This is a genomic window from Streptomyces sp. NPDC001717 (genome assembly GCF_042892775.1).
Taxonomy (GTDB): Bacteria; Actinomycetota; Actinomycetes; order Streptomycetales; family Streptomycetaceae; genus Streptomyces.
Genome location: NZ_JBIAUK010000011.1, coordinates 57,611 through 84,219 on the forward strand (window position 1 = coordinate 57,611; position 26,609 = coordinate 84,219).

The window sequence follows — 26,609 nt, forward strand, 5'->3', positions numbered from 1 at the left end:
GCCCGCGCCGCGTGGTGGATCAGCGGACCAGGACCCGTTCCGGGGTGTGCTCCGGCTCGGCCGTCCCGCCGACCGGTCGCGGCCGCACCGGCCACCAGGTGGACCGCCCCAGCAGTGCGGCCAGCGCCGGCACGAGCACGATCGACAGCACGAAGGCCGAGAAGAGGATCCCGAGCGCCGTCGCGAATCCGATCTGCTGGGTGGACGGCGCCGGATTGACGGCCAGGCTCCCGAAGGACGCGGCCAGCACGAGGCCCGCCGTCGCGATGGCGGGCGCCGTGTGCCGCACGGCCCGCCCCACCGCCGCGCGCGCCGGACCGGGCCGTTCCATCTCCTCCCGGATCCGGTCGCTCATCAGGATGTTGTAGTCCGTGCCCAGCGCGACCACGAACAGGAACAGCACCAGCGGCAGGGTGAAGTCCACCCCGGGCCGCCCCAGGGCGTGCTGGAAGAGCAGCGTCGACGCGCCGAGCGTGCCGGCGAAGCCCAGCCCGACGGCGGCCAGCAGGATCACCGGCGCGAGCAGACTGCGCAGCAGCGCGAACAGGATCAGCGCGATGAGCGCCGCCGCCACCGGGAAGACCACCTTCAGGTCCTCGTCCACGGCCGCCGAGATGTCGGCGAACACGGCCGCGGTGCCGCCCACATGGGCCTCCAGTCCCGCGGGCGTGTTCGCGGCGACCGCCTGCCGGACCGGTCCCGACGCCAGGTCGCGGGCCTCCTGCCGCTGCGGGTCGGCCGTCAGGAAGAGGTCGATCCGAGCCGCCCGGCGGTCCTCGCTCAGCACGGTCTGCGCCACCCGGCCCACGCCGTCGACCCCGGCGAGCGCCCGCGCCAGCCCGCCCAGCCGCTCGGGGCCGAGTACGGAACCGTCCTTCGCCGTGACGAACACGCTGGTCGGGTCCGAGACCCCGGCCGGCAGCGCACGCGCGATCTCCGCCGCGGTGACGGCCGCGGCGGTACGCTCCCCGCCCGCACCGCCCTGCCCGTAGTCCATCCGCATGCCCAGCATCCCCGCGGCCAGCCCGCCGAGCAGCGCCACCGAGGCGAGGACGAGCGCGAGGGGGCGCCGTGCCACCAGCGCACCCGTCTCGGCGGCGGCGCCCGGCCGCGGTTCGTGCTTCAGGGAGCGGGAGGGCCAGAACATCCTGCGCCCGGCGACCGCGAGCAGGGCCGGCATGAAGGTGAGGCTGCCCAGCAGCATCACCAGTACGGACAGGGCGATGGCGGGCCCGAGCACCCGGAACTGGCCGAAGGAGGCCACCCCGAGCGTGGCGAACGCGGCGACGATCGTCAGCGCCGCGGAGGTGATCGCCGTACCCACGCGCCCGGCGACCTCCGCGGCGGCCTCGCGGCCGGTCCGGTCGGGGTGCAGGCGCAGCTGTTCGCGGAAGCGGAACAGCAGGAAGAGGAAGTAGTCGATGCCGATGCCCACCAGCACCACACTGATCAACCCCGGTGTGGAGTCGGCCAGTCCGGTCCCCGTCAGCAGCGCGGCGAACACCACGACTCCGGCCGCGGCCCCGCCGATGATCGAGACGGCCAGCAGCGGCAGCAGGGCCGCCAGGACACTGCGGAAGACCAGTACGTGCAGGAGGACGATGACGCCGAGCATCAGGATGCCGACCACCTTCGACCTGGTCTTCTCGGCGTCCGCCGCGTCCGCGCGGTCGGCGAGCCCGCCGGTGAAGCCCGTGCGCAGGCCCTCCCGCCCGAACTGGTCGCGTACGGAATCCCGGAAGGCCCGATAGGTGTCGAGCACCCCCGGATCGGCCGGATTGCCGGTCAGCTCGGCGGTCAGCAGCCGGAAGGAGCGGTCGGGCGCGGTCATGGCGGGGGCGACCCGGGGGACTTGGGAGTGGTCCTGCGCGAGGGGCATCGTCTCCTCGGTCCGCGGCATGACGATCCGGGTCCGGGCCAGGCGCGCGGCCTCGGCGTCGATGCGGGCCTCGTCGGCGGCGCCGAGCGGAGCGCCGTCCGACCGGGCCACCAGTACGGTCAGGGGGTTGGCGTCCGGATCGGCCCCGAACCGTTCCTCCGCGATCTTCAGGGCGGCGGCCGAGTCGTACTGCGCGGGCAGGAACCCGCCCGTGCCGGTCTGGGTGGCGCGGAAGACGAAGGCCTGGCCCAGGATGGTCAGGGCGATTCCGAGGACCGCCCACAGGGCGATGACCTTCCACGGATGCCTCGTCGAGACTCCGGTCAGGGCGCGGATCACTGGTCTCCTCAGGTCTGTGCGGTGCCGGCCGGGGGTTCCCGGCCGGACTCCAGACCATCAGCGCCGGGCCCGGAAAGCGTCGGGTCGCAGGAGGAACCGGGCGCCGGGACCGGGGTCCGGGGGCGCGCCGCGACCAGGACCCCGGTCCTGGTCGGGATCCGGCCCGGGGGCGATGGAGGGGGCCTCCGCCGATGCCAGAATGGACCACCGGACAGCGCGGCCACGCGACCCCCGGCACCGGCCGGGAGGTCCGGCCGGAGGGGGAGGACCTGCGACTGATGGTTGTCGACGAGGCGTCGGGCACGGCGTGCTCGGCCGAGCACGGGGGGCCCGACCGGCCCGCCCCCGAAGCCGCGCCCCGACCCCCGGCCGCCGACCGGACCCCGGCGGCGCCCGAGAGCCCGGCCACGGCCCCTGCTCCGGCTCTGGCTCCGGCTCCGGCTCCGTCCCCGGTCACGGCCCCGTCCCCGGCCACGGCCGAGGCCGTGGGTGCGGGCACCGGACCGGTCCCGGCCGGGGCCGGCAGGTGGTCCGCCTGGACGCGGAACGACGCCCTCGTGGCCGTCGGGGCCGCCGCCACCGATCTCATCGGTTTCTCCCTGGGCTCCCGCTCCGACGGCGCGTCCCTCACCGCCGGCGTGGCGACCATCGCCGTGGTGTCCGGGCTGCCGCTGCTCGCCCGCCGCCGCCACCCGGTGTCGGTCCTCGCCGCGGTCCTGGCCCTCGGAGTGCTGCTGAACCTGGCCACTCCGCACTCCCCGCACTTCGGCCTCACCCTGGTGGTCGCCCTCTACTCGGTGGCGAGGTACCGCCGCCCGGCCGTGGGCGCGGCGGCAGCCCTGACGGCGGTGCCGCTCATCTCCCTGGGCCAGAGCGGCTGGCCCCTGCCGTTCGGCTGGTGGGGCCTGTTCGGGAACGCCTTCGTGACCCTGTTCGCCGCCAGCGCAGCCCAAGTGGTCAACCGCCGCGAGCGCGAGGCGGAGACCCACCGCAGGCTCCTCGCCGACCGCGCGGTGGCCGAGGAACGCCGCCGGATCGCCCGCGAACTGCACGACATCGTCGCCCACCACATCACCACCATGCAGCTGATGGCGGGCGGGGCACGCGCCAACCTGGCGCACGATCCGGAGGTGGCGCGCGAAGCCCTCGTCACCCTGGAGGGCTCCGGCCGGCTCGCGCTGCGCGAGATGCGCCAACTCCTCGACGTGCTGCGGACCGGCGAGGAACCGGAGGACGCCCCGACGGCCCCGCAGCCCGGCATCCGAGACCTCGAACGGATCGTCTCGGAGGCCCGGCTGTCGGGGACGGAGACCGAGTTCAGCGTGGACGGGCCGGTCCGCCCGCTGGCGCCGACCGTCGGCCTGACCGTCTTCCGCATCGTGCAGGAGGCGCTGACGAACACCCGCAAGCACGCGGGCAGGGCCGCACGGGCCGACGTCCGGCTCACGTACGGGCCGGACGAGGTGACGGTGGAGGTGCGCGACGACGGCACGGGAACGCCGGCGTCCGCCGCCCGGCCCGCCGTCCGGTCCGGATACGGGCTGATCGGCATGCGCGAGCGCGTCGCCCTGCAGGGCGGAACCCTGGAGGTCGGAGCCTCGGACGGCGGCGGCTTCCGGGTCGCGGCCCGCATCCCGGCCCCGGCGGAAGCGGAGGCGACCCGGTGATCCGGATCCTCATCGCGGACGACCAGCCGCTGGTACGCCGCGGCCTCGCGCTGATCCTCGGCCCCGATCCGGAGTTCGAGGTGGTCGGCGAGGCCGAGGACGGTGCCCAGGCCGTCGCCCTCGCCGCCGAGCTGCGGCCCGACGTGGTCGTCATGGACATCCGGATGCCGGTCCTCGACGGCGTCAAGGCCACGGAGGCGCTCGCGCGGACCGTTCCCGAAACCCGCGTCCTGGCCCTCAGCACCTTCGACATGGACGAGTACGTGGTCAACGCCCTGCGCGCCGGCGCGTACGGCTTCCTCCCGAAGGACATCTCGCCGGAAGAGCTCGGCGCGGCCGTCCGCATCGTCCACGCCGGCGAGGCCGCCGTCGCGCCGAGGCTGCTGACCCGCCTCATCTCCGCCTACGTACGCACCCCCGCACGCCCCCGGCCGCCGGTCGCCGCGATCCCTGCCGAGCTGACCCCGCGCGAGCTGGAGATCTGGCAGCTGCTGGCCACCGGCCTCGACAACGCCGAGATCGCCCGAGAACTGGACATCAGTGTCTCCACGGTCAAGAACCACATCACCGGCATCTTCGGCAAACTCGGCGTCCGCGACCGGGCGCAAGCCGTGATCGCCGCCTACGAATCCGGCCTGGTGTCGGCCGCGGGCGGAAGCGGTTGATCACAAAGTGCCCCCAAGAAGACCGGAATCCCCCTGCCGACCACACCTCTGACCAGCCAGAACACTGGAGGATTCGCCCGTGCGGTGAGGGGCCCCGCCATGGCACAGTGCGATCAGTCCACCCGCACCAGCAGGGAGCCTCCATGCGCGAACCGCACGCCACGCCCCTCGCGGCTGCACCCGACTGCCCGCCGGAGCCCGGCCCGCTGCCCTGCTGCCCGGTGTGCGGGGGAGCGGCGGAGCGGATCTCCTGGCGCCAGCGCCCGGGGGAGCCGGTGGTACTGGCCTTCGACCCGTGCGGCCACCGCCGCACCACGGCGGCCGCACCCGTACTGAGGGTCGTGCTCTAGGCGGGCGCGGGCCGGCCCCGCCCGCCGGCGGGGTCGACGGCCGGGGACTCCTCGTCCTCGTCCCCGTCGTCGCAGTAGGGGCACCACGGTGCCAGGCGGTTGTGCGTGCGGGTCATCCAGGTGCCGGCCACGGTCATGACGATCCCGACGACGAGGAAGAGGTACGCCCGCCGCTCCGCGCCGCCCATGTCCAGCAGTCGGTAGAGCGGGACGGAGTCCAGAACCGCGAGGGAGACGTGCGCGAGCGCGATCAGGGCGATCCGCGGTGAGGAGCCGAAGAAGGTGTGGGCGGCCCACAACGCCACGCGCGGCCCGCCGCGTTCACGGGCGGATTCCGCCGGGTTGAGCGGCATCGCCTTGACGCACTCCGCGCATGGCGGCGCGATGCGGTGCCGTATCTGCATCGTGACGGGAATGATCATCAGGATCTGGCCGATCATGTAGGTGACCAACCCCGCCGGTCCCGTCCCCCGGCTGACCAGGAGGGCGACGATCACGATGACGGCCGCGACCGCCTCCAGCGCGTACCCGGAGTGACGGTGCCCCACTCTGAACGTCATCGAGTTGCCACCTCGGCGGTCTTCGCGGCTTCACGCGGCACGAGGCAGACCGTGAGGTCGGTGCCCATCGCCTCCGCGACCCGGTGCAGGACGTCGAGGCTCGGCAGGCTCCTGGCCGCCTCCAGTCGTGAGACGTGCGGCTGCCTCATCCCGGCGGCCTCCGCCAATTGACGCTGCGACCAGCCCAGCTCGGTCCGCCGGTCGTGCACCGCCTGGGCGATCCGGTAGGCGAGGTCCCGCTCTTCGAGCTCGTCGGACTCTTTGTTCCTTGGCATACCTCCAATGGTATGTATACCTTGAGCGGGATGCCAGAGGGTGCCCCATTGCCCAGGCGTGCAAGCCGAGTTGGCGTGTCAGCCGACCGACGGAAGGACGACAGATGCTCGCATTCATGGCCCGGACCCGCTTCCTGCACCCGCTGTGCACCGCGGTGGCTCTCGTGCTCGCACTCACGATGGCGGTGTCACGGCCCGACCACCGCACACTGTGGGTCGTGTCGGCGGTCCTCGGTGGCCTGGACCTGGCGTTGCAGGGCTCGACCGCCCTGCTGTGGCGGGAGAAGCCCTCGGCGGGTGGCGCGGCGTGACCGTCGACCTGCTCGTCATCTACACGAACCGGCTGGAAGAGTGCCGCGACTTCTACGCCGGCCTCGGCCTCGACCTCGTACCGGAACGGCACGGGAACGGGCCGGACCACTATGCCGCGACCCTCGCCGACGGCGGTGTCCTGGAGCTCTACCCCGCCACCCGCCGCCCCGAGACGGGCCACCTCCGCCTCGGTCTGACCGTGTCGACGGGGGACTTCCCCCGCACCCTGACCGACCCCGACGGCCGCACGGTCGTCCTGTCGGTCCCGGGGTCGAGTGGCGGCGGCGAGTAGACCGACTGCTCGAAGTTGCTTGATGTGCGGCAATTTCGAGCATCATCCTTCAAGTGGAGCCGCGTGGGCGCTATGTTGCCGGTGCAAGTTGCCAGGTGCATGCCAAAGAGCTGAGTTCGTGATCCGGACCGCACGAGGAGCTGCCCCATGAGACTGCCCCGCATCCGCCCCCGGGCCGGCCGCCTGCGCGCCGCCCTGCTCGCCGGCGCCCTCGCCGTCGTCGGTCTGGCCGCCGCCGGACCCGTCGCCCCACCTGCCGCCGCGGCCCCCGCCGGAGCCACCGCGACGGCGGGCAACGTCACCGGTTTCACCCAGTCCGGGAACACCTTCACGGTGACCGCCTCCGGTGGCGCCAAGGCCCGCGTGGTCGTCGCCCGCGCCGACATCTTCCGGCTCTGGCTCTCCCCGGACGGCACCTTCACCAACGACCCGGCCGGCTCCGATCTCGCCCCGACCACCGATTTCGGCTCCGTCGCCACGACCTTCTCGGACACGGGCACGTACTACCGGATCAACACGGGAGCGCTCTCGATCAGGGTGAACAAGTCACCCCTCCAGTTCTCCGTCTACCGCGCCGACAACACCACCCTCGTCTGGCAGGAGACACAGCCCACCAGCTGGACCAACAGCCAGACCACCCAGTACCTGGCCCGCGGCGCGGACGAGCAGTTCTACGGCACCGGCCTGCGCCTCGGCGAATGGGCGCTGCGCGGCAAGACCGTACCCGTCGCGGTGGACAACAAGTGGCGCGAGAACAACAACGCCAGCCCCGCACCCTTCTACATGTCGACCAACGGCTACGGCGTCATGCGCAACACCTGGGCCCCGGGCTCGTACGGATTCAACGCGCCCAGCACCCTTACCCACGACGAGAAGCGCTTCGACGCCTGGTACTTCACCGGCGACTCCCTCAAGTCCGTGCTCGACGCCTACACCGACGTGAGCGGCAAGCCGTTCATGGCTCCGATGTGGGGCTTCGAACTGGGCAACGCCGATTGTTTCAACGCCTCCAACCCCGCCTACCAGGGCGACCACAACCGGCTGCGCCACCAGACGACCCCCGACGTCGTCGGGTACGCGACCGACGCGCGCGCCGCCGACATGCCCTCGGGCTGGTTCCTGCCCAACGACGGCTACGGCTGCGGCTACACGGCGCCCCTCAAGTCCACCGTCGACGCCCTGAAGGCCAAGGGGTTCCAGACCGGCCTGTGGACCTCCACCGGCCTCGGTTCCATCGCCGACGAGGTGGGCACCGCCGGCAGCCGCGGCGTCAAGACCGACGTGGCCTGGATCGGCGGCGGCTACAAGACCGCCTTCCAGGGCGTCCAGCAGGCCGTCGACGGCATCGAGAAGAACTCCGACGCCCGCCGTTACGTCTGGACCGTCGACGGCTGGGCCGGCACCCAGCGCAACGCCGTCGTCTGGACCGGCGACACCTACGGCACCTGGGAGGACATGCGCTGGCACGTCCCCGCCATCGCCGGCGCGGGTCTGTCCGGTCTCAACTACGCCTCCGGCGACGTCGACGGCATCTTCGGCGGCAGTCCCAAGACGTACACGCGCGACCTCCAGTGGAAGGCCTTCACCCCGGCCTTCATGACCATGTCGGGCTGGGGCGCGACCAATCCGTCCGCCGGTTACCAGGACAAGCAGCCCTGGCGCTTCGCCGAGCCGTACCAGTCCATCAACCGCAAGTACCTCCAGTTGAAGATGCGGCTGATGCCGTACCTGTACACGATGAGCCGCGTCGCCCACGAGAGCGGAGTCCCCAGCACCCGCGCGATGGTCCTGGAGTACCCCGACGACCCGGTGGCCCGCGGGAACCTCACCAGCGGCCAGTTCATGGCCGGCGACTCCCTCCTGGTCGCGCCCGTCGTCTCCGACACCTCCGTCCGCGACGGCATCTACCTCCCCGCGGGGAGCTGGACCGACTACTGGACGGGGAAGACGTACGCGGGTCCGGGCTGGCTGAACGGCTACCAGGCGCCCCTCGACACGCTGCCCCTGTTCGTCAAGGGCGGCGGCATCGTGCCCATGTGGCCGCAGATGAACTTCACGGGCGAGAAGCCCGTCTCCACCCTCACCTACGACATCCACCCGCGCGGCGCCTCCTCCTTCAGCCTGTACGAGGACGACGGCCTGACCCGCGCCCACCAGTCCGGGGCCTACGCCCGCCAGCGGGTCGACGTCACCGCCCCCACCACCGGTTCGGGCACCGTCACCGTCTCCGTGGGCGCCCCCACCGGCGACTACGCCGGCAAGCCGGCCTCCCGCGGCTACGAGTTCACCCTCCACGTGGCCTCCGCGCCCACCACCGTCACGGTGGACGGAGCCGCGCTGACCCGGCAGACCTCGAAGGCCGCCTACGACGCGGCCGCGACCGGCTGGTTCTTCGACGCCGCCGACCGCTCCGGCGTCCTGTGGGTCAAGACCGGTACGAAGAGCGGCGCGTTCAGCCTCTCGGCCGGCGGCACCAGTGTCCCCGCGGCCGAGGCCCTGCCCTCCTCGACGCCGATCGCGCAGTCGGCCTGGTCCCTGGTGTACGCCGACAGCCAGGAGACCGCCGCCGAGAACGGAGCCGCAGCCAACGCCTTCGACGGGAACCCGGCCACGATGTGGCACACCGCGTGGTCCGCCTCGAAGCCCGCCCCGCTCCCGCACGAGATCCAGATCGACCTCGGGGCCCGGCACACCGTCGACGGCCTCGGCTACCTGCCCCGCCAGGACGGCGGGGTCAACGGCCGGATCGGCTCCTACGAGGTCTACGTCTCCGACACCACCGCCGACTGGGGCACCCCGGTGGGCAGCGGCACCTTCGCCGACACCGCGGCGGCCAAGAACACCGCCCTCTCCCCGAAGGCCGGCCGTTACGTCCGCCTGAAGGCCCTCACCGAGGCGGGCGGTCGCGGCCCCTGGAGCAGCGCGGCCGAGATCACCCTCACCGGCCGCCCGGCCCCGCTCCCGGCCGACGCCGAACTCGTCAACGCGGCCTCCACGAGCTGCGTCGACCTCCCGCACAGCGCCACCGCCCCGGGCACCGAACCCACCCTCTACACCTGCCACGGAGGGCCCAACCAGCGCTGGACCCTCCAGCCCGACGGGCGCCTCACCGGCCTCGCGGGAGTCTGCCTCGACGCCGCGAACGCCTCGCGGGTGACCGTACAGGCCTGTGACGGCAGCGCCGGACAGGCCTGGCAGGCGGGCCCCCAGAGCACCCTGCGCAACGCCGGCCAGTGCCTGACCCCGGCCGGCTCCGCCACCGCCAACGGCACCGTCCTCACCCGCACCGCCTGCGACAACACCCCGGCCCAGCGGTGGACCTTCACGCCGTGAGCCACTGCTGACGGGTCGGCACCCGTCCTCGCCTCCGTCTGGGGTCCGGACCCCGTGGCGGAGGTGTCGGACGGGTTGCCGCCCGGGCCTGCATCGATCCTGGACCGGCCCAAAACCCAAGTCAATCCTCCGATTTGCTCCCCCTCCCCAAGGGATACCTTGGGTCTCGTGACCCTGGACGATCTCCGTGTGTTCGTGGCCGTCTGCCGCGCGGGCAATCTCAGCGCCGTCGCCCGTGACCTCGGCCGCACCCAGCCCGCCGTCAGCCGGCACGTACGACGGCTGGAGAAGCAGACCGGCATGAGCCTGCTGGAGCGTCACGCCCGCGGTGTCGTGCCCACCGAGGCGGGCCGCATCCTGCAAGCGGCCGCCGCCGACGGGCTCGCGGGCCTCGACGGCGCCCTGCGCCGCCTGGCCGAACTCGCCGGGGGAGGCGGCGGCACGGTGCGCGTCACCACGGGGGCGACCACCGTGCGCCACTTCATGTCCGAGGCCGTGGTCACCTTCCGCCGCCGCCACCCCGGGGTGAGCCTGGAGTTCCAGACCGAGAACTCCAGCAGCAGCTGCTTCGACGCCCTCGCCGCCGAGGACCTCGACCTCGCGTGGATCACCATCGGGGGACCCGTGCGGGGCATCGAGCAGCGTCCCGTCATGGAACTGCCCTGGGTGCTCGCGGTCGGCGCCGACGACCCCCTCGCCGCCCGCGCCCGCATCGAGCCGGCCGACCTCGCCGGGATCCGCCACATCCGGCTCCCGGAGAACTCCGCCTCCCGCGCCCACCTGGATGCCGCCCTCGCCGAGGCCGGCATCCGGGTCCGCTCCGACACGAGCGTGGCCGACTGGGACACGGCCCTGCTACTGGCCGAACTCGGCCTGGGCCACGCCGTCGTGCCCGCGCTGCCCGGCTGGCGGGTCCCCGGCACCGACGGCCCGCTCAGGCTGGTCCCCATCCCGGCCCTGCCGCCCCTCGCCGTCGGCTGGGCGGTCCGCCGCTGGTCCGCGCTGGCCCCGCCCGCCCTGGCCTTCGCCGACGAGGTCGCCCGCAACTGCCGGGCCCGCGCGGCCGGTTCCGGCGCCGGGCAGCAGTGACGCGGGCGCCAATCCCACGAGGACCAGCGCTGCCAGTGCCGCGAGGGAGAGCCCGCCCGCTCCGGCGCCCGCCGCGACCGCGATGCCCAGCGCCGGGCCGATGTTCATGGCCGTCTGCTTGAGCCCGCCGATCACCCCGGCGTACCCGGCCGGGGCCTCGCCGACCACGGTCCCGGTGGCGGTGACCATCACAGTGGTGAACCCGGCGCCCAGCACCCCGAACGCGACCCCGGATGCCGAGCCCAGCCCCGCGATGCCGAGCGCGACCAGCCCCGTACCGGTGAGCGCGGTCCGCCTCGGTCCGAACCGGCGCAGCGCGAACCCGGCAACCGGCGCCCCCGCGACCATCGCCAGCGTCAACGGCAGCACCCGCAACCCGGTGCCGAGCGGATCGAGCCCCTGCGCGTCCTGGAGTCGGAACGTCGCCGTGAACAGCGCGCCGAACAGCCCGGCGGACACGGCGAGCAGCAGCCCGATCGACGCGGCCACCGGCACCGAGCGCGCCACCGCGGCGGGCACCAGCGGCCGCGCGGAGCTCCGTTCACGGCGTACGAACACCACCGCGAGCCCGGCAGCGGAGCCGAGCCCCAGCAGCGTCGGACCGGACAGCCACCCGTACCCGGGCACCCCCACCAGCGCGTGCACGAAGACCGCGAGCGCCGCCGTGAGCAGGGCCGGGCCGGTGAACTCCAGCCGCCCGGACCTCTCGCGCGGCGGCACGGGCGCCCGTACGGCGAGGGTCAGCACGGCGATCAGCAGGGCGACCGGCACGTTGATGACGAACACGGCCCGCCAGCCCCACTGCCCGACGAGCGCACCGCCCAGCAGCGGACCGGCGGCGGCGGCCACCCCGATGGCGCTGGTCCGCACGGCGATCGGCGTGCCGAGCCGCTCCGGGGGATAGGCGAGGCGCAGCAGCGCCAACGTCGCGGGCTGGAGCAGCGCGCCGAACACCCCCTGCGCGCCGCGCAACGCGATCACCCAGCCCACGCCGGGCGCGTACGCGATGCCCGCCGAGGTCGCGGCGAAGCCGAGCACCCCGACGAAGAGCAGGCGGGTGTGCCCGTACCGGTCGCCCAGCCGTCCGGCGACGACCAGGAAGGCGGCCACGGCGAGGAGGTAGGCGGTACTGGTCCACTGCACCTGCGCGAGGCTCGCCCCGAGGTCACGCCGCAGGCTCGGCTGGGCCACGCTCAGCACGGTGCCGTCCAGCGCGACGATCATGGCGCCGGCCACGCTGACGAGCAGCGCGATCCGGGGCCTCACGAGGGGCTCCCGGAGGCCTGACCGGAGTCGGGCCGGGGATCCCCGGGGGGAGCCGGACCGAGGTGCGCGTCCAGCGCCGCGTCGACCAGCCGCTCGACGGCGATCCCCGCGTTCGCCACCATCAGCGGCAGACTGCCCCACCCCCAGAGCTGCGCCACGCCGTGCAGGTTGGCCCACAGTGCGGCCGTCGTGACCTCCGGCTCGGCCGCCCCGCAGCGGGAGACGAGCGAGACGAGCAGCCCGAACAGGGGCAGCGTCGATTCCCGCAGCCTCGGCGCGCCCGTGGGCTCCTGCCCCGTGCTGTCGAGCAGGTCGTGGCGGAACATCAGCTCGAACATCCCGCGCTGTTCCAGCGCGTAGCCGACGTACGCGGCCCCCAGCGCCCGCACCTGCCCGCGAGCGGAGGGCTCCCCGGCGCACGCCGCCGTGAACCGCGCACCGAGATCCGCGAACCCGCGCCGGGCGATCGCCGAAAGCAGTGAGTGGTGGGTGGGGAAGTACCGGCGCGGCGCCCCGTGCGAGACCCCGGCCCGGCGGGCGATCTCCCGCAGCCCGAGGGAGGCGGTGCCCTCGCTCGTCACGAGCTCCACGCCCACGTCGATCAGCCGCTCCCGGAGCGGTCTCTCCTGCTCGTCCATGGACACTGTCTACCAGTCGGTAGTAGACACTGTCTACCGGCGCGCCAAAGCGCTTGACCGCGAGGGCCGCGCGTCGGAGGATGCGCAAATGGTCTCGACCACTGCTGCCGTCAAGTCCCGTTTCCGGACGGGGAACTTCACCCTCTACTTCACCGCCCGCACCCTGTCGGTGGTGGGCGACACGATGATCCCGGTCGCGATGGCCGTGGCGATGCTCGGGCTCGGCCACGGGGTGAGCGGGGTCGGTTTCGCGCTGGGCGCGTGGATGGGGGCGTTCGCCCTCTTCGTCGTCTTCGGCGGGGTGTTCTCGGACCGGTTCCACCCCCGGCCGCTGATGATCGGTGCGGACGCGGTCCGGTGCCTGCTCCAGGCCGGCCTCGCCGCCTACCTCTGGCTGGGCCACCCGCCCCTGTGGTTCATCATCGGCGGCGCGGTGCTCGGCGGGGTCGCGACCGCGATGTTCCAGCCGGGGGTCTCCAGCCTCGTGCCCCAGGTCGCCGAGGACACGCAACGGGCCAACGGGGTGCTCCGGGTGAGCCAGGGCATCGCCACGATGGCGGGTCCGGCACTCGCCGGGCTGCTCGTCGCCGTCACCTCGGCCGCCACCGTGTTCGCGGTCGACGCGGCCACCTTCGCGGTCAGCGCCGCCTGCCTCGCGGCGCTGCGACTGCCCCGGTTCGAGGTCGACCGGTCCGCCTCCACCCTCGCCAACCTGAGGACCGGCTGGGTCGAATTCCGCTCCCGGTCCTGGATGTGGGGGGTCATCCTCATCTGGTGGGTCCTGGGGGTCCTGGTCTGGGGCCCGGTCACCCCGCTCGGCGCGGTCTCCGTCATGGAGGCCCACGGCAAGGCGGCCTTCGGCTACGCGGAGAGCGCGTTCGGGGCCGGCTGCGTGCTCGGCGGCCTGGTCGCGATCCGGATCCGGCCCTCCAGGCCGCTCTTCGCGGGCGGCGTCGCGATGTTCCTGTTCCCGTTGATGCCGCTGGCGGCCGCCCTGGTCCCCGCGCTGCCGCTGCTCCTCCTGGGGTACGGGCTGAGCGGGGTCGGCTGGGCGTTCTGGGGCGTCCAGTGGGCCACTGCCGTGCAGACGCAGATCCCGGCGGACCGGCTGGGCCGCGTCACCGCGTACGAGATCGCCGGATCGGTCCTGGCGATCCCCTTCGGCCAAGCCCTCGCCGGCCCCGCGAGCGCGCTCTTCGGCGTCCACCGCCTGCTCCTGGTGGGGGCCGTGATCAGCGCCTGCTGCGCGGCCGCCCTGATCCTCGCACCCCCCATTCGCGGGCTCCCGCGCGCCCGGGTCCTGCCCGAGCGGGCACCCTGGGAGGAGGGAAGGAGGCCACCCGCATGCGCATCGCGTTCCTGACGGCGCCCGAGGGCGTCGAGGAAGTCGAACTGACCGTGCCCTGGAAGGCCGTGCTGGAGGCGGGCTCCATCCCCCGGCTGGTCTCCACGAAGCCGGGCGTCGTCCGCGCCTACCGCCACCTCGACAAGGCCGGGGCCCACGCCGTCGACCACGTCCTGGGCGAGGACCCGGCGGAGGCGTTCGACGCGCTCGTACTGCCCGGCGGCCTCGCCAACCCCGACACCCTGCGCATGGACCGGCGGGCCGTCGCGTTCGTCCGGGAGTTCTTCGAGACGGGCAGACCGGTCGCCGCGATCTGTCACGCCCCCTGGATCCTGGTCGAGGCCGACGTACTGCGCGGCAGGACCCTGACCTCGTATCCCAGCCTCGCGACCGACATCCGCAACGCCGGCGGCACCTGGGTCGACGAGGAGGTCCACGTCTGCCGCGCGGCGCCGACCACCCTGATCACCAGCCGCAGACCGCGCGACCTCAAGGCCTTCTGCGGCGCCCTCGTCGCGGAGATCGGCGGCCGGAGCCCCGGCGGCGCATGATGGAGGCGGGGGACGAAGCCCGCAGGACTCGTGCCGAGGAGGTGCACGCGACATGACGGAGCACGACGGCGGTCCGTCGGCGAGCAGGCTGGAGGAGGGCAGGCTCCTCAAGGAGCTGGAAGCCATCCACCGCACGCGCCACGAGACCCTGCTGCACGGGTCCGACGATGCCCTGGTCACCCACACCAAGCGGATGAACGAGCTGGAGCACGAGTACGTGCGCCGCCACCCGCAGCGCGCCCAGACCGCGTCCCGCACCCGCGAGGGCGCCCGCGCGCGCACCAACGGGGAGTAGGCCCCAGGGGAACAAGAGCAGGGAGTGAACCTCCTTTGCCTCAGGTGAGACAATTTTGTATCATCCGAGGCGAAGGAGGCTCACTCTCGTGCGTGAAGAAGAACTGCTGGACGCGGCCGCCCGGGTCCTCGCCGGCGACCACAGCGCCTCGATGGTGCAGATCGCCGCGGGCATCGGCACCAGTCGCGCCACCCTCAGCCGCCGCTACGCGACCCGCGAGGCCTTGCTGAAGGCCGTCGCCGTCCGGGCCATCCAGGTGGTCGACGCCTGTCTCACCCCGGCCGACCTGCCGAAGAGCGCCGACGGGGCCGCCTTCGACGCGGCCCTCGAGGAACTCGTCGTGGCCCTGCTGCCCGCCGCGCACCTGTACGGCTTCACCACGCGCGACGCCACCGTGCTCGCCGACCCCCAGTTCCGGGCCGGCGTGGACCGGCAGGACCAGCGGGCCCTCGCCTTCCTCGGGCTCGGCCAGCGGCTGGGGCGGCTGCGCGCCGACCTCCCGCCCTACTGGATCTGGTACTCCCTTTGGGGCCTGCTCGACGCCGCCGCCGAGGGCGTGCGCGACGGCCACCTCGCACCCCGCGAGATCGGCCGACTGGTCCTCACCTCCTTCCTCGGCGGCGCACGACCGACTGCCTAGCGCACGACCGACTGTCTGGCGCACGGCCGACGGCCCGGCGCACGGCCGACGGCCCGGCGCACGGCCGACGGCCTGGCGCACGGCCGACTGTCTGGCGTCCGGCCGAACCCCGAACACCCCGACCCGAGCCCCGCTCGACTCCGAACGGATTCCCATGCACACCCCCACGCAGGACCCCCGCCGGTGGATCGTCCTCGCGATCCTCTCCGGCAGCCTCCTGCTGATCTCCATGGACACCACGATCCTCAACGTGGCCTTCCCCTCCCTCGTCGGCGACCTCCGGCCGGGCGCGGTCCAGCAGCTGTGGATCATCGACGTCTACGCGCTCGCCCTGTCCGGCCTGCTCGTCACCGCGGGCGCCCTCGGCGACCGCTGGGGCCGCAAGCGGCTGCTCATGGCCGGTTTCGCGATCTTCTCGCTGGCCTCCCTCATCGCCGTGCTGTCCACCGAGGCCTGGCACGTGATCGCGGCCCGCGCCCTGCTCGGCGTCGGCGGCGCGGCCATCATGCCGTCCACCCTGTCGATCCTGCGCAGCGTCTTCACCGACGCCAAGGAGCGCGCCTTCGCCCTCGCCGTCTGGGCCGCCGTCTTCGGCGGCGGCATGGCCTTCGGTCCGGTCATCGGCGGCCTGCTCGTACAGGACTACGGCTGGCACTCCGCCTTCCTCCTGAACCTCCCCGTCGCCGCCGTGATCATGGCGACCGGCATGCGCTACCTCCCCGAATCGCGCGCCCCGCGCACCGACGGCGCCTGGGACTGGTGGGGTGTCGCCCAGTCCGTCGTCGGCATGCTCGCCCTCGCGGGCGGCATCAAGCAGCTCGGCAAGAGCGGGGTCGCCGACCCGTTGCCCTGGGCCCTGCTCCTCGTCGCCGCCGTGGCGCTGACCGTCTTCGTGCGCCGTCAGCTGCGCGTGCCGAACCCGCTGCTCCAGGTGTGGCTGTTCGCCAAGCCCGCCTTCAGCGTCGCCGCCACCGCGATCTTCCTGCCGATGGTGGGCATGGGCGCGATCCTGTTCCTCGTCACCCAGTGGTTCCAGTACGGCCAGGGCTACACCCCGCTGGAGGCCGGCCTGCGCCTGCTGCCCGCGCCGCTCGCGCTGATCGTCGCCTCGATGGTGGCCCCCACCCTCATGCAGCGTTTCGCGATCCGCCACGTGCTCGGCGCCGGACTGGTCGTACTCGCCGCCGGAATGGCCCTGCCCTGGGTGTTCCAGCAGTTCACGGACCTCGGCTACCCCGCCTTCGCCGCCGCCCTGACCATCATGGGCCTCGGCGCCGGCACGGCGACCACGGTCGCCTCGGTGACGCTGATCTCCACCGCCCCCGCGGCGGAGGTCTCCAGCGCCGCCGCCATCGAGGAGACCTGCTACGAGCTCGGCTCGGCCATGGGCGTCGCCATCCTCGGCTCCACGGCCGCCGCGCTCTACCGCGGCAACCTGCCCGCCCTGGGACTGGACGGCCCCACCACGGCCGCCGTACGGGACTCCGTGGGCGAGGCGGCGCACACCGCCGAACGCCTCGGCGGCGCCGTCGGCCAGACCCTGCTCGACGCGGCCTCGCACGCCTACACCCTGGCGATCACCCCCGCGTTCCTGATGGCGGGCGCCCTCGCGGTCGCCGCGGCGGCCACCACCTGGACGCTCATTCCCCGCGACCTGCGGCCCACCGAGAACCACTGACCGGGCCGAGCCCGGCCGGCGCCGGGCCCAGCGTGGTGGTGCCCGGCGCCGCGCGGTGCCCGAGCCCGGTCCGGTAGGCGTCGAGCGCCGCCTCCACCCGGCCCGTGCGCCGCAGCAGATCGCCCAGCAGCCGGCACAGGTCGGCCAGATCGCCCGTCGCCCCGCTGCGTTCCAGCAGTGCCAGCGCCTGTACGTAGTGCCGCTCGGCCGCATCGGTCTCACCGCGCTCCTCGGCCATCAGGCCGAGGAGCCGGTGGGCGCCGCCCGCGTGCACCCTGCCGTGCCGTTCGCCCAGCTCCAGCAGCGTCGACAGCAGCCCGGCCGCCTCCTCGTACCGACCGAGCCGGCGCAGCACGTCCGCGAGCTCCACCTCCACCTGCGCCGTGTACAGGGCGGCCCGGCGGGCCGACAGCATGGACCGGGCCGTGCGCAGCTCCCGCTCCGCCGAGGCGAGTTCGCCGTTCTGGGCGTGGACGTAGCCGCGCATCCAGTGGCAGTGCGCCAGATCGGTCCGCAGCCGCAGCTGCCCGTAGATCTCCTGGGCCCTGGCGAGGGAGGCGTCGGCGTCGGCGATCCGTCCCTCCGCGAGGAACGTCCGCGCCACCTGCCGGTGCATGCCCGCCACCAGTGCCGGATCGCCCACCTGCGGAGCCAGCGCGAGCGCCAGCTCGGCGGCGCGCGCGGCGCGGGCGTGGGCGCCCATGTCGATGTACGGCCCGATCACCGCGGCGTAGAGCAGCACCAGCGCCTCGGGATCGGCGAGGCCGCTCGCGCCCAGCTCGTCGATGGTGGATTCGAGGAGGTAGCAGGCGTAGCGCAGCTCGCCCGACAGCAGGTGCGCCACGGCGCGCCCCCGGATCGGGCGCGCCCGGCGGGGGAGCGGCTCGTCGGCCAGCAGCCGCTCGGCCTCCTCGAAGTGGTCGATCGCCGCGGCCAGTTCGCCGGACTCCAGGGCGCAGTCACCCAGCCCGAGGCGGGCCTCCGCCTGCTCGGCCGGCAGGGCCAGCTCCTCCGCCCGGGCCAGCAGGGCCCGGTAGCGGTCGGCGGCCTCGTCGGCCTCACCCGTCGCCAGGGTCTGCTGGGCGTCGGTGAGGGCCAGGCGCAGCTCCGTGGCCAGGTGGGCGGGGCGGCCCGTGGCGAGTTCCTCGTACGAGGTGCCCAGGCGCTCGGCGAGGAAGCGCAGCGCCGTCTCGGACGGGCGGACCTTGCCCGACTCCAGGGTGGAGATGTAGGCGGAGGTGTAGGACGGCTCCGCCAGCCGGCGCTGGGTCAGGCCGAGTTCGCTGCGCAGGCGCTGAACCCTGCGCCCGATGTCGGCCGGTTCGTCCATGGAAACTCCCTGATCGCTCGAACTCCCCAGTATTCAGGGGGGAGTGGGCCATTGCGAACGCCCCGGCACCGCGCTTAGTTTAAGCAGCTGATTCAGCAGACTTAACCGAATGCTTAACTACCTTTCACGGGGGAGGACTTCATGGACGTCGGTACACGCCCGGGCGCCGCACGCGCCGCCCTGCGCGCGGTCGCCGCGGCGGCCTGCGCGACGGCCGTTCTGGTGGCCGCGGGCCCCGCCCGCGCCACGAGCGGCGAACCATCGGCGAAGCCGCGGGTGGCCGTCGAGATACCGGGGCCCGAACAGGGCGGCGACGCCGGATCCGGGCACGTCCTGGTCCCGCCGGGCGGCGCCGGTCCGGCGAAGACCGCCCGCGGGCTGAGCCCGGCCGAACGGGCCGCCGACGGCGAGGTCGCCAAAATGGTCGACAACGGCCCCACCGCCGACCGTCTCGACGTCGTCGTCATCGGGGACGGCTACACGGCCGCCGAACTGGACCGGTTCCACGCCGACGCGGCGCAGAAGTGGGCCGAGGTGACGGCCGTCGAGCCGTACACCACCTACCGCAACCTCTTCAACGTCTGGACCGTCGACGCGGTCTCCCACGACTCCGGAGTCACCGGCGACCCCGACCGCGCCACCGCGCGCGACACCGCCCTCGGTTCGTACTTCTGGTGCGAGGACATCGAGCGGCTGCTCTGCGTGGACCAACCCAAGGTCGACGCGTACGTGGCGAAGGCGCCCGCGGCCGACCTGGTGATCGTGCTGGCCAACAGCGCCAAGTACGGCGGCGCGGGCTACAACGAGCGCAGCGCCACCCTCGGCTACGAGGGGATCTCGACGGCCTCGGCGGGCCATGCCAAGTCGGGCCAGGTCGCCATCCACGAGACAGGCCACTCGCTGGGCAAGCTCGCCGACGAGTACTTCTACCCCGGCGTCCCGGACTACGAGAAGTACACCGGCCCCGAGCCGGGCGAATCCAACGTCTCCGGCCTTCCCGCCGACCGGATGGCGAGCCGACGGGCCAAGTGGTACCGCTGGCTGGGCGAGCCGTCACCGGACGGCGGCACGGTCGGCGCGTACGAGGGCGGCGGCTACTACGTGACCGGGCTGTACCGGCCCACCGACAACTCGATCATGCGGGTGCTGGGGAAGCCGTTCAACCTCCCGGGCACCGAGGCGATGATCGCCGGCTTCTACCAGCACGCCAGGATCGTCACCGCGCTCACCCCGACCGACCGCACCCTGCGGCTGTGGGACCGGGCGAAGGTGGCCGTGCCGACCCTGGAGGCCGCCGACGGGCGTCGGATGACGGTCCGCTGGTACCTCGACGGCAAGGAGTTGAAGCGGCTGGAGGGCCGCACCGAGGTGGCCGTGGCGGAACTCCGGCTCTTCGACCTGCGCACGCACCGGCTGTCGGTGACGGCCGAGGACCGGTCCCCGTCGGTGCGCGACCCGGAGATCGCGAAGACCCTGCGCGCCACGGCCGCGTGGAGCGTCAGGCTCTGAGGTCCTCGGCGGACCGGGCCCGCCGGCGGGCGGGCCCGGCCCCTCGTAGGAGCAAAGTCACCCCCCTCGGCAGCGGTTGCCGGGCACCCGCCAGGTAGGGTCGTCTGAAATGTCCCCGGCCACCCGCAGTCCCGGGGCGTTCGCACCTGTCCCGGCACCACCCTTGCCCGGCGTCGTCCTGCCCGCCCCGGCCGCTGCGCGGCCGCCTGCCCGGAAACAGCTGAAATGAGTACGAACGCCGCGCTCCGCCCGCAGCCGACACCCGCCCCGGACGTCGATTCCCCACCGGCACCCGACAGCGCTCCGGTGCGCCGGTGGCCGGGGCTCGTCGTGCGGGCGCCGGCCAGGCCCGCCCCGGCGGCGGCCCTGCACAGCATCGCGGCGGCGACCACCGTCCTGCTGGCCCTCGTCGCGATCGGCGCGATGATCCACGAACCGGTGCTGATACCCCCGCTGGCCGCGAGCGCCGCGCTGGTCCACAGCGCCCCGAACCTTCCGCTCGCGCAGCCGCGCAACGTGGTCATCGGCCACCTGCTGGGCAGTGCGATGGGCTACGCCGTACTCGCGGCGGCCGGCAGCAGCGCCTGGGCGGCCGCCGTGGCGGCGGGCCTCACGCTCGGCCTCAACATGCTCGCTCGCACCCCGCATTCGCCGGCCGTCGCCACCGCCGTGATCATCGTGCTCCAGACGCCCGCCCCCGGCCGGTTCGTCCCGCTGCTGTTCGGCGCGACCGTCCTGCTCGTACTGACCGGGTACGCCGCTTCCCGCGTCCGCCGGAAGGCTCCGGCCTACCCCGTCTACTGGTGGTGACGGACCGGGGCCCGGCTTTCGGATCGTGCCGGGCTCGCGCCTGATCCGAATGCCGGGCCCTGGGCCGGAGCCGGACCGTACTACGCCGAGCCGGGGGACGGCACCGCCTGCGCCGTCGCCGCCGGGGCGGCGCCCGGCGTGGTGGACGCTGTCGGGGCGGGCTCGCAGACGATCTCGTCACGCGGGGTGTAGTGGGTCGAGTACTCCTCGCTCTTGACCTCCTGGCCGCCCTTGACGAAGATCCGGCCGACCTTGACGTCGAAGCCCTCCAGGGGCGTCTGGACCTCGCAGGTCGGGCCGGTGTCCGTGTGCTTGGCCGGCGGGGTGACGTTGGTGCGCGGACCCTTGGTCGCGCGGATCTCGTCGTACTTCCTCGTCCCCAGCAGGGTGATCGTCAGCGAGGTGTCGGTCGACTGCGCCTGGACGTAGACGGGGTGGCCCGAGTCGTTGAGCCAGCGCAGGTCGAGGGTGCCCCAGGCGACGGTCGCCTCCCGACCCTCCGGGTAGCGCTCGATGTAGAAGGAGTGCGCCCCGTGCTCCAGAGGCTTGAGACCGGCGAAGAACACGGCGTTGTACATCGTCGTGGCGACCGCGGACACGCCGCCGCCGGGCGACTTCACGTACCGCCCGTCGTTGATCATGATGCCGTCGACAAAGCCGTTCTCCTTGGTGCGCTCGCCGACCGTGCGGTTGAAGCTCCATTCCTTCCCCGGCATCACCACGGAGCCGTTGATCAGCTCCACCGCCCGGCCGATGTTCTTGGACCGGTACGGGGCCGCCGGGAACTGAACGGTGAAGGAGGAGAGCTTCTCCTTGATGCCCAGCCGCCGCGCCTCGGCGTCGGTGAGCTCCGGCTGGACGGCCGTGGTGGCCACCACGGCGCTCCGGGCGGCGCCCGAGCGGGTGAGCAGCGGCATCACGGCCCGGCCGAGGGCCTCCTCGGTGACCTCGTGTCCGGAGCGGCTCGACTCCGTGACCACGGCGCGGCCGTTCGCGTCGAGGCCGAGCACGGCGTCGCGCGGTGAGCCGACGGCCTCCCCGAGGGGGCCGGCCACGGCGGGGTCGGCCAGCAGACCGCCCGAGTCCAGCGTCGGCACGAGCCGGCCGGTGTCGTCGGCCTTCATCTTCAGGTGCTCGCCGAGGACCACGGGGCTGACGGGTACGCGGGTGTCGGCCACGGTGAGGGTGACGGGCCCGGAGACCGCGGGCGCCGCGAACTCGCGCAGGGCGCGCTTGGTCTCATCGGCCCCCACGCGCGGCTCGGTGCGCCGGACCGGCAGTTCGAGCGGGCCGCCGTCCGTGCGGGGCGCCAGGTACGCGGCCCGCAGGGTGTCGAGGGCCGCGTCCTGTTCGAGGGTGACGCCGCTCTGCGCGGCGACCACCTTCGGCCTGCCCGTGTCGAAGGATATGGAACCGTCGCGGACCTGCTGTGCGGTGCTCACGCGGAGCCGGTCGACGCCGGCGCGCGCGGTCTTCTCGTCCGTCCGGATCACGGGCTCGACGTCGGGGTTCCCGGAGGCGAACAGCCGGCCGATGACGCCGAACGGCCCGGGCGCCTCGCCCGCGGCGCGGTCGACGGTCGCGGCGGCGTCCAGGGACAGCCCGACGGCGGCAGGGGTGACCTCCTCGACCCGGTCGCCGACGCGCACGGCGACCGGCGCGGTGGCCTGCGGCCCCAAGGCGTCGGTCAGCTTGCGCTCCGCCGCCGCGGGGCTCATGCCGCCGATGTCCACGCCGCGGACGCGGGTCCCGGAGGCGATGTCGTCCCCGGCCGCGAGCCCGGCGACGTAGAGGCCGCCCAGTCCGAGGACCAGGGCGCCGCCCGTCGTCATCGCGGCGATCCGCCGATTACGTGTCCAGCTGCCCGCAGGTCGCACATCTCTCCTTGTGGCGCCGGACCGGTCGCCGACCGGTCGCCGGGGCTCGCAGGCCGCGGCAGGGGCGCATAGATGACGGTTGAGGTCATCCATCATCACCATGGAAATGTCCGATTAGGGAGAGAAGGTAACGGTTCTCACATGGTGGGCGAGGGTGCTCCGGGTCCGACGGTCAGGCCGTCGAGGACCAGGCGCAGACCCAGTTCGAAGCCGCGGTCGTCGAGCGCGTCCAGGCCCTCCCCGGTGGTGGCCGACTCGGCGAGGGAGTCGGCGAGCGCCGGGTACGCGGGCCGGTACTCGGCGGCGGGGCGGGTGAAGCCCGCGGTGAAGGTCTCCAGTGCGGAGCCCAGTACGAGGTAGTCGATGGCGGCGGCGGCCTCGGCGGCCCGCGCCGGTGTGCAGCCCGCCCGGACGAGGGCCGCGAGCAGGGCGTCGTATCCGCGCAGCGCCCGGTCCGCCTCGACCCGGCGGCGGGCCGCCGGCGCGATCGCGTTCGGGTGGCGCAGGTACACCCGACGGTAGCCGCGCGCGTACGCCGCGATCCCCTCGCGCCAGTCGGGCCCGTCGAGCGGGCTCAGGTCGATCTCCTCGTTGATCAGCTCCGAGACGGCGTCCAGCACGTCCTCCTTGGAGGCGACGTGGTGGTAGAGCGACGCGCCCTTGACCCCGAGCCGGTCGGCGAGCGTCCGCATCTTGAGGGCCTGGGGGCCGTCCTCGTCGAGCAGTTCGAGGGCCGCGCGGGCGATGTTCCCGCGGCTGAGCAGCGGCTGGTTCGGACGGCCCACGTGTGATCCCCCTCGTTCGTGGCCGTCAGGTTACCCGTTGGCAGGGTCTTCCCCTGGGGTCCGGGTCGGGTTAAGGTCCCCGCAATCCCGAAACCTAACGACGTTAGATTTAGTCGCCGGGACGCGTCGGCCGCCCCCGGCGCGCTCCGGCATCGTGAGAGGTACACATGCCAGACCTTCCCTCCCCCCGCACGGACGCGCTCACGAGCGCGGACGTGAGCGCCGGCACGGACGCGGACGCGGCCCGGATGACGGACCTGGGCTACACCCAGGAGCTGAACCGCAGCCTCGGCGTCCTCGGCAACATCGCCATGGGCTTCGCCGTGGTCTCGCCGGTCGTGGCCCTTTACGCCGTCTCCATGGTCGGCACGATGATCGCCGGCCCCGCCTGGGTGTGGGCGCTGCCGATCGTGCTGCTCGGCCAGTGCCTCGTCGTGAACGTCTACTCCGAGCTCGCCTCCCAGTGGCCGCTCGCCGGCGGGCCCTACCAGTGGGGGCGCCGGCTGCTCGGTCCGTCCTTCGGCTGGATGAGCGGCTGGGTGTGGCAGTTCGCCGTCATGTTCGGCAACACCACCGTCGCCTACCTGGCGGCCCCCTGGGTCTTCGCCCTCGTCGGCGTCACCCCCACGCCGGGCGCCATGGTCGCCGTGGCCGCCGGGATCCTGCTGGCCTGCATGCTCGTCAACGCGTACGGGATCAGGATCCTGAGCCTGTTCGTCTCCCTGGGCATCGCCGCCGAGGCCATCGCCTCCGTACTGGTCGGCTTCGCGCTGCTGCTGTTCTTCCGCGAACACGGCTTCTCCCTGTTCACCGAGACCCTCGGCGCCGAGGAGCTGTCCGGCGGATCGACCACGATGGCCTTCCTGGCCGTACTGGCGGTCGCGGGCTGGGGGTTCATCGGGTTCGACGCCTGCGTCTCCACCGCCGAGGAGACCAAGGACGCCGGCCGGCAGGTGCCGCGCGCCATGTGGTGGGCGCTGCTCAGCGTCGGCCTCGTCGTCATCCTCAACGCGATGGCCGTGGCCCTCGCCCACCCCTCGCCCGCGGCCGTCGTCGCCGGTGAGGACCTCGACCCGGTGACGACCGCCGTCACCACCGCCTTCGGCTCCTGGTCGGACAAGCCCTTCGTCGCCGTGGTCCTGGTCGGCTTCCTCGCCTGCGCCATGGCCTCCCAGGGCGGCGCCGCCCGCGGCGTGTACTCGCTGGCCCGTGACGGCGGCTTCCCCCTCTCCCGTCACGTGCGCAAGGTCAACCGCCGCCAGGCCCCCATCGGCGGCCTGATCGCCTCCACCCTCGTCAGCTGTACCGGCCTGCTGCTGGGCCTGAACGCCACCGCCATCGGCAGCCTGATCGCCTTCGGCACCGCGGCCACCTTCCTGCCGTTCTTCCTGGTCACGCTGGCCGCGCTGATCGCCCGGCTGCGCGGCACCTGGGTCCCCTCCGGGCACATCCGGCTCGGCCGCAAGGGCACCTTCCTGAACGTGCTGGCCGTGCTGTGGACCGCCTTCGAGGTCGTCAACGTCTGCTGGCCGCGGGCCATCCTGGCGCCGCCCGGCGCCCCCTGGTACCAGGTCTGGGCCGGTCTGATCGGCACCGGCGCGGTGATCACGGCCGGACTGGTCTACCTCGCGGTCAGGAAGCCCCACCACGCGCTGCGCACGGCGCCGGAGGGTGACCGGAGCGAGGGCGTCCTCGCAGCCGACCACCTCTGATCGACGTCGGATCGGCGTCTGATCCACCTCCGATCGACGTCCGATCCGGGTTCGCCCCCTTCTGCTCCGCTTCTGATCCGCAGATCCCCCTTGATTCCGGCATCCGCTGCACATCGAAGGAGTAATGTCATGGACCTGCCACGCCCGGGCCTCCCGCGCACGAACCGACCGCGCATGACGCGCCGAGGATTCGGAGCCGCCGCACTCGCGGCCGCCGCCGTCCCCCTGCTCGGCCGCACCGCCTTCGCCGAGGCGAGCTCGGACCCGCTCCACGCACCGGCCGAATGGGAGCCGCACGCGGGCTGCGTGATGGCCTGGCCCTGGGACAGGACGGCCGGCTGGGGGTCGCTGCTCGCCGACGTCCAGGCGGAGATCGCCGGGATCGCCCGGGAGATAGCCCGCTTCGAGCCGGTGCTCATGTTCGCCGAACCGGGCACGGCGGCCCAGGCGCGCCAACAGTGCGGCAGCACGGTCACCGTCATCGAGTATCCGCTCAACGACTGCTGGACCCGCGACACCGGACCGCTCTTCGTGGTCAACCCCGGCGGCACGCACCGCACCGGAGTCGACTTCGGGTTCAACGGGTGGGGCGGGAAGTACCCGTATGACAAGGACGACTTCCTCCCCGTCGGCGTGTGCGCCCACCTGGGCGATCCTCGCACGCAGGTCGGCATGATCCTGGAGGGCGGCTCGGTCCTCACCGACGGCCAGGGCACCCTCGTCACCACCGAGGAATGCCTCCTCAACCCGAACCGGAACCCGGGCATGACCCGAGCCCAGATCGAAGCCCAGCTGCTCGCCTCGTACGGAGCGAGCAAGGTCGTCTGGCTGCCGTACGGCCTGTACCACGACGACATCACCAACGGTCACGTCGACCTCGTCGCCGCCTATCTGGGACCGGCGAGGATCCTGCTCCACACCCAGCCCGATCCGTCCGACCCCAACCACGCCCGGATGGCCGCGAACAAGGCGGTGCTCCAAGCCGCGACCGACGCCTGCGGCAGGCCCTTCCAGGTGGTGGAGATGGAGTACCAGCCCCACTTCCGGCACAAGGGACTGCTGGTGGAGACCTTCAGCTACACCAACTACTACCTGACCTCCGGCAGCGTCGTGGTCCCGCTCTCGGGTGAACCGTCCGACGCGCTCGCCCTCGCGTGCTTCGCGTCGCTCTTCCCCGGCCGCCAGGTGGTCGGCACCCCGGCCCGCACCCTGGCCTGGGGCGGCGGTGGCGTCCACTGCGTCACCCAGCACGTGCCACGCGTGCAGTAGTACGGGAGGGCGCGCAAACGCTCCGGCCGGTGGGGGCCGCGCGGGGGGGGGCGCCGCCCCCCCCCCCCGGTAACCCCACACGGGGGGGGGACGTCAGCAAGGGGTCCAAGCCCCCGGCCTCCCAACACCCCACAGAGAAGCGC

The 26,609-nt window shown here is 73.3% G+C and carries 23 protein-coding genes and 1 pseudogene; 16 read left to right on the forward strand and 8 right to left on the reverse strand.

From position 1 onward, the window contains the following. Positions 1–19: 19 nt before the first annotated feature. Positions 20–2,218, reverse strand: coding sequence for an MMPL family transporter (locus ACFYZL_RS19525; RefSeq protein WP_388680329.1), 2,199 nt, complete (start codon positions 2,216–2,218; stop codon positions 20–22). A 191-nt stretch (positions 2,219–2,409) separates the two neighbouring features. Here ACFYZL_RS19525 and ACFYZL_RS19530 point away from each other — a divergent pair, with 191 nt between their 5' ends. The 3 genes from ACFYZL_RS19530 (at position 2,410) to ACFYZL_RS19540 (ending at position 4,900) form a co-directional block, all read left to right on the forward strand. After that, positions 2,410–3,885, forward strand: coding sequence for a sensor histidine kinase (locus ACFYZL_RS19530; protein WP_388680332.1), 1,476 nt, complete (start codon positions 2,410–2,412; stop codon positions 3,883–3,885). After that, positions 3,882–4,550: a response regulator gene (locus ACFYZL_RS19535; RefSeq protein WP_384753784.1), complete on the forward strand. Its 669-nt coding sequence runs from the start codon at positions 3,882–3,884 to the stop codon at positions 4,548–4,550. The genes ACFYZL_RS19530 and ACFYZL_RS19535 overlap by 4 nt, the downstream gene beginning before the upstream one ends. A gap of 143 nt (positions 4,551–4,693) precedes the next feature. Then, positions 4,694–4,900 carry a hypothetical protein gene (locus tag ACFYZL_RS19540; protein ID WP_384753787.1) on the forward strand — a complete coding sequence of 69 codons (207 nt, stop codon included), beginning with the start codon at positions 4,694–4,696 and terminating at the stop codon, positions 4,898–4,900. Here the strand turns inward: ACFYZL_RS19540 and ACFYZL_RS19545 are convergent. Beyond that, complete coding sequence (locus ACFYZL_RS19545; RefSeq protein ID WP_388680337.1) at positions 4,897–5,460, reverse strand: hypothetical protein; 564 nt, start codon at positions 5,458–5,460, stop codon at positions 4,897–4,899. The genes ACFYZL_RS19540 and ACFYZL_RS19545 overlap by 4 nt on opposite strands. Continuing rightward, positions 5,457–5,735: a helix-turn-helix domain-containing protein gene (locus ACFYZL_RS19550; protein WP_388680340.1), complete on the reverse strand. Its 279-nt coding sequence runs from the start codon at positions 5,733–5,735 to the stop codon at positions 5,457–5,459. Before ACFYZL_RS19550 ends, ACFYZL_RS19545 begins: the two co-directional genes overlap by 4 nt. A gap of 104 nt (positions 5,736–5,839) precedes the next feature. On the opposite strand from ACFYZL_RS19550, the gene ACFYZL_RS19555 reads away from it, so the two are divergent. The 4 genes from ACFYZL_RS19555 to ACFYZL_RS19570 all read left to right on the forward strand — a co-directional run bounded on the left by ACFYZL_RS19555 (position 5,840) and on the right by ACFYZL_RS19570 (position 10,761). Continuing rightward, positions 5,840–6,046: a hypothetical protein gene (locus ACFYZL_RS19555; protein ID WP_384753793.1), complete on the forward strand. Its 207-nt coding sequence runs from the start codon at positions 5,840–5,842 to the stop codon at positions 6,044–6,046. After that, complete coding sequence (locus tag ACFYZL_RS19560; RefSeq protein WP_384753796.1) at positions 6,043–6,339, forward strand: VOC family protein; 297 nt, start codon at positions 6,043–6,045, stop codon at positions 6,337–6,339. The genes ACFYZL_RS19555 and ACFYZL_RS19560 overlap by 4 nt, the downstream gene beginning before the upstream one ends. A 147-nt stretch (positions 6,340–6,486) precedes the next feature. After that, positions 6,487–9,672: a TIM-barrel domain-containing protein gene (locus ACFYZL_RS19565; RefSeq protein ID WP_388680343.1), complete on the forward strand. Its 3,186-nt coding sequence runs from the start codon at positions 6,487–6,489 to the stop codon at positions 9,670–9,672. Between the two features lie 168 nt (positions 9,673–9,840). Further along, positions 9,841–10,761: a LysR substrate-binding domain-containing protein gene (locus ACFYZL_RS19570; RefSeq protein ID WP_384753802.1), complete on the forward strand. Its 921-nt coding sequence runs from the start codon at positions 9,841–9,843 to the stop codon at positions 10,759–10,761. Between the two features lie 144 nt (positions 10,762–10,905). On the opposite strand, the pseudogene ACFYZL_RS19575 reads toward ACFYZL_RS19570, so the two are convergent. Continuing rightward, positions 10,906–11,985 (reverse strand): annotated as a pseudogene (locus tag ACFYZL_RS19575) (MFS transporter); the annotation flags it as partial. Between the two features lie 38 nt (positions 11,986–12,023). Further along, the gene (locus ACFYZL_RS19580; RefSeq protein WP_388680346.1) at positions 12,024–12,665 is read right to left on the reverse strand and encodes a TetR/AcrR family transcriptional regulator; all 642 of its coding nucleotides are present in this window, start codon (positions 12,663–12,665) and stop codon (positions 12,024–12,026) included. 88 nt (positions 12,666–12,753) lie between these two features. Here ACFYZL_RS19580 and ACFYZL_RS19585 point away from each other — a divergent pair, with 88 nt between their 5' ends. From ACFYZL_RS19585 to ACFYZL_RS19605, 5 genes are all read left to right on the forward strand, one after another. Then, a complete protein-coding gene (locus tag ACFYZL_RS19585) occupies positions 12,754–14,028 on the forward strand; it encodes an MFS transporter (protein WP_388680349.1) in 1,275 nt (424 codons plus the stop codon). Beyond that, the gene (locus ACFYZL_RS19590) at positions 14,010–14,561 is read left to right on the forward strand and encodes a type 1 glutamine amidotransferase domain-containing protein (protein ID WP_384753810.1); all 552 of its coding nucleotides are present in this window, start codon (positions 14,010–14,012) and stop codon (positions 14,559–14,561) included. Before ACFYZL_RS19585 ends, ACFYZL_RS19590 begins: the two co-directional genes overlap by 19 nt. Before the next feature lie 52 nt (positions 14,562–14,613). Continuing rightward, positions 14,614–14,856 (forward strand): DUF6158 family protein, encoded by a 243-nt coding sequence (locus tag ACFYZL_RS19595; RefSeq protein WP_384753813.1) that lies wholly within the window; start codon positions 14,614–14,616, stop codon positions 14,854–14,856. Between the two features lie 88 nt (positions 14,857–14,944). After that, positions 14,945–15,496 (forward strand): TetR/AcrR family transcriptional regulator, encoded by a 552-nt coding sequence (locus ACFYZL_RS19600; RefSeq protein WP_388680352.1) that lies wholly within the window; start codon positions 14,945–14,947, stop codon positions 15,494–15,496. 154 nt (positions 15,497–15,650) lie between these two features. Beyond that, a complete protein-coding gene (locus ACFYZL_RS19605; protein WP_388680355.1) occupies positions 15,651–17,174 on the forward strand; it encodes an MFS transporter in 1,524 nt (507 codons plus the stop codon). Here the strand turns inward: ACFYZL_RS19605 and ACFYZL_RS19610 are convergent. Then, positions 17,137–18,504 carry a tetratricopeptide repeat protein gene (locus tag ACFYZL_RS19610; RefSeq protein ID WP_384753822.1) on the reverse strand — a complete coding sequence of 456 codons (1,368 nt, stop codon included), beginning with the start codon at positions 18,502–18,504 and terminating at the stop codon, positions 17,137–17,139. The two genes, ACFYZL_RS19605 and ACFYZL_RS19610, sit on opposite strands and share 38 nt — an antisense overlap. A gap of 141 nt (positions 18,505–18,645) precedes the next feature. On the opposite strand from ACFYZL_RS19610, the gene ACFYZL_RS19615 reads away from it, so the two are divergent. Together ACFYZL_RS19615 and ACFYZL_RS19620 are read left to right on the forward strand one after the other, a co-directional pair. After that, on the forward strand, positions 18,646–20,013 hold the full coding sequence (locus tag ACFYZL_RS19615; protein WP_388680358.1) for a M64 family metallopeptidase: 1,368 nt from the start codon (positions 18,646–18,648) through the stop codon (positions 20,011–20,013). Positions 20,014–20,238: 225 nt separating this feature from the next. Next, entirely contained in the window at positions 20,239–20,823 is a 585-nt protein-coding gene (locus ACFYZL_RS19620) for an HPP family protein (protein WP_388680361.1), read from the forward strand. An 80-nt stretch (positions 20,824–20,903) separates the two neighbouring features. Here the strand turns inward: ACFYZL_RS19620 and ACFYZL_RS19625 are convergent, their stop codons facing one another. Then, positions 20,904–22,655 (reverse strand): VanW family protein, encoded by a 1,752-nt coding sequence (locus ACFYZL_RS19625; RefSeq protein WP_388680364.1) that lies wholly within the window; start codon positions 22,653–22,655, stop codon positions 20,904–20,906. A 182-nt stretch (positions 22,656–22,837) separates the two neighbouring features. Then, positions 22,838–23,485, reverse strand: a complete 648-nt coding sequence (locus ACFYZL_RS19630) for a TetR/AcrR family transcriptional regulator (RefSeq protein WP_388680367.1) — start codon at positions 23,483–23,485, stop codon at positions 22,838–22,840. 167 nt (positions 23,486–23,652) lie between these two features. Between ACFYZL_RS19630 and ACFYZL_RS19635 the strand changes: the two genes are divergently transcribed. After that, complete coding sequence (locus tag ACFYZL_RS19635) at positions 23,653–25,197, forward strand: APC family permease (protein WP_388680370.1); 1,545 nt, start codon at positions 23,653–23,655, stop codon at positions 25,195–25,197. A gap of 129 nt (positions 25,198–25,326) precedes the next feature. Then, positions 25,327–26,466, forward strand: a complete 1,140-nt coding sequence (locus ACFYZL_RS19640) for an agmatine deiminase family protein (protein ID WP_384758393.1) — start codon at positions 25,327–25,329, stop codon at positions 26,464–26,466. Positions 26,467–26,609 lie beyond the last annotated feature (143 nt).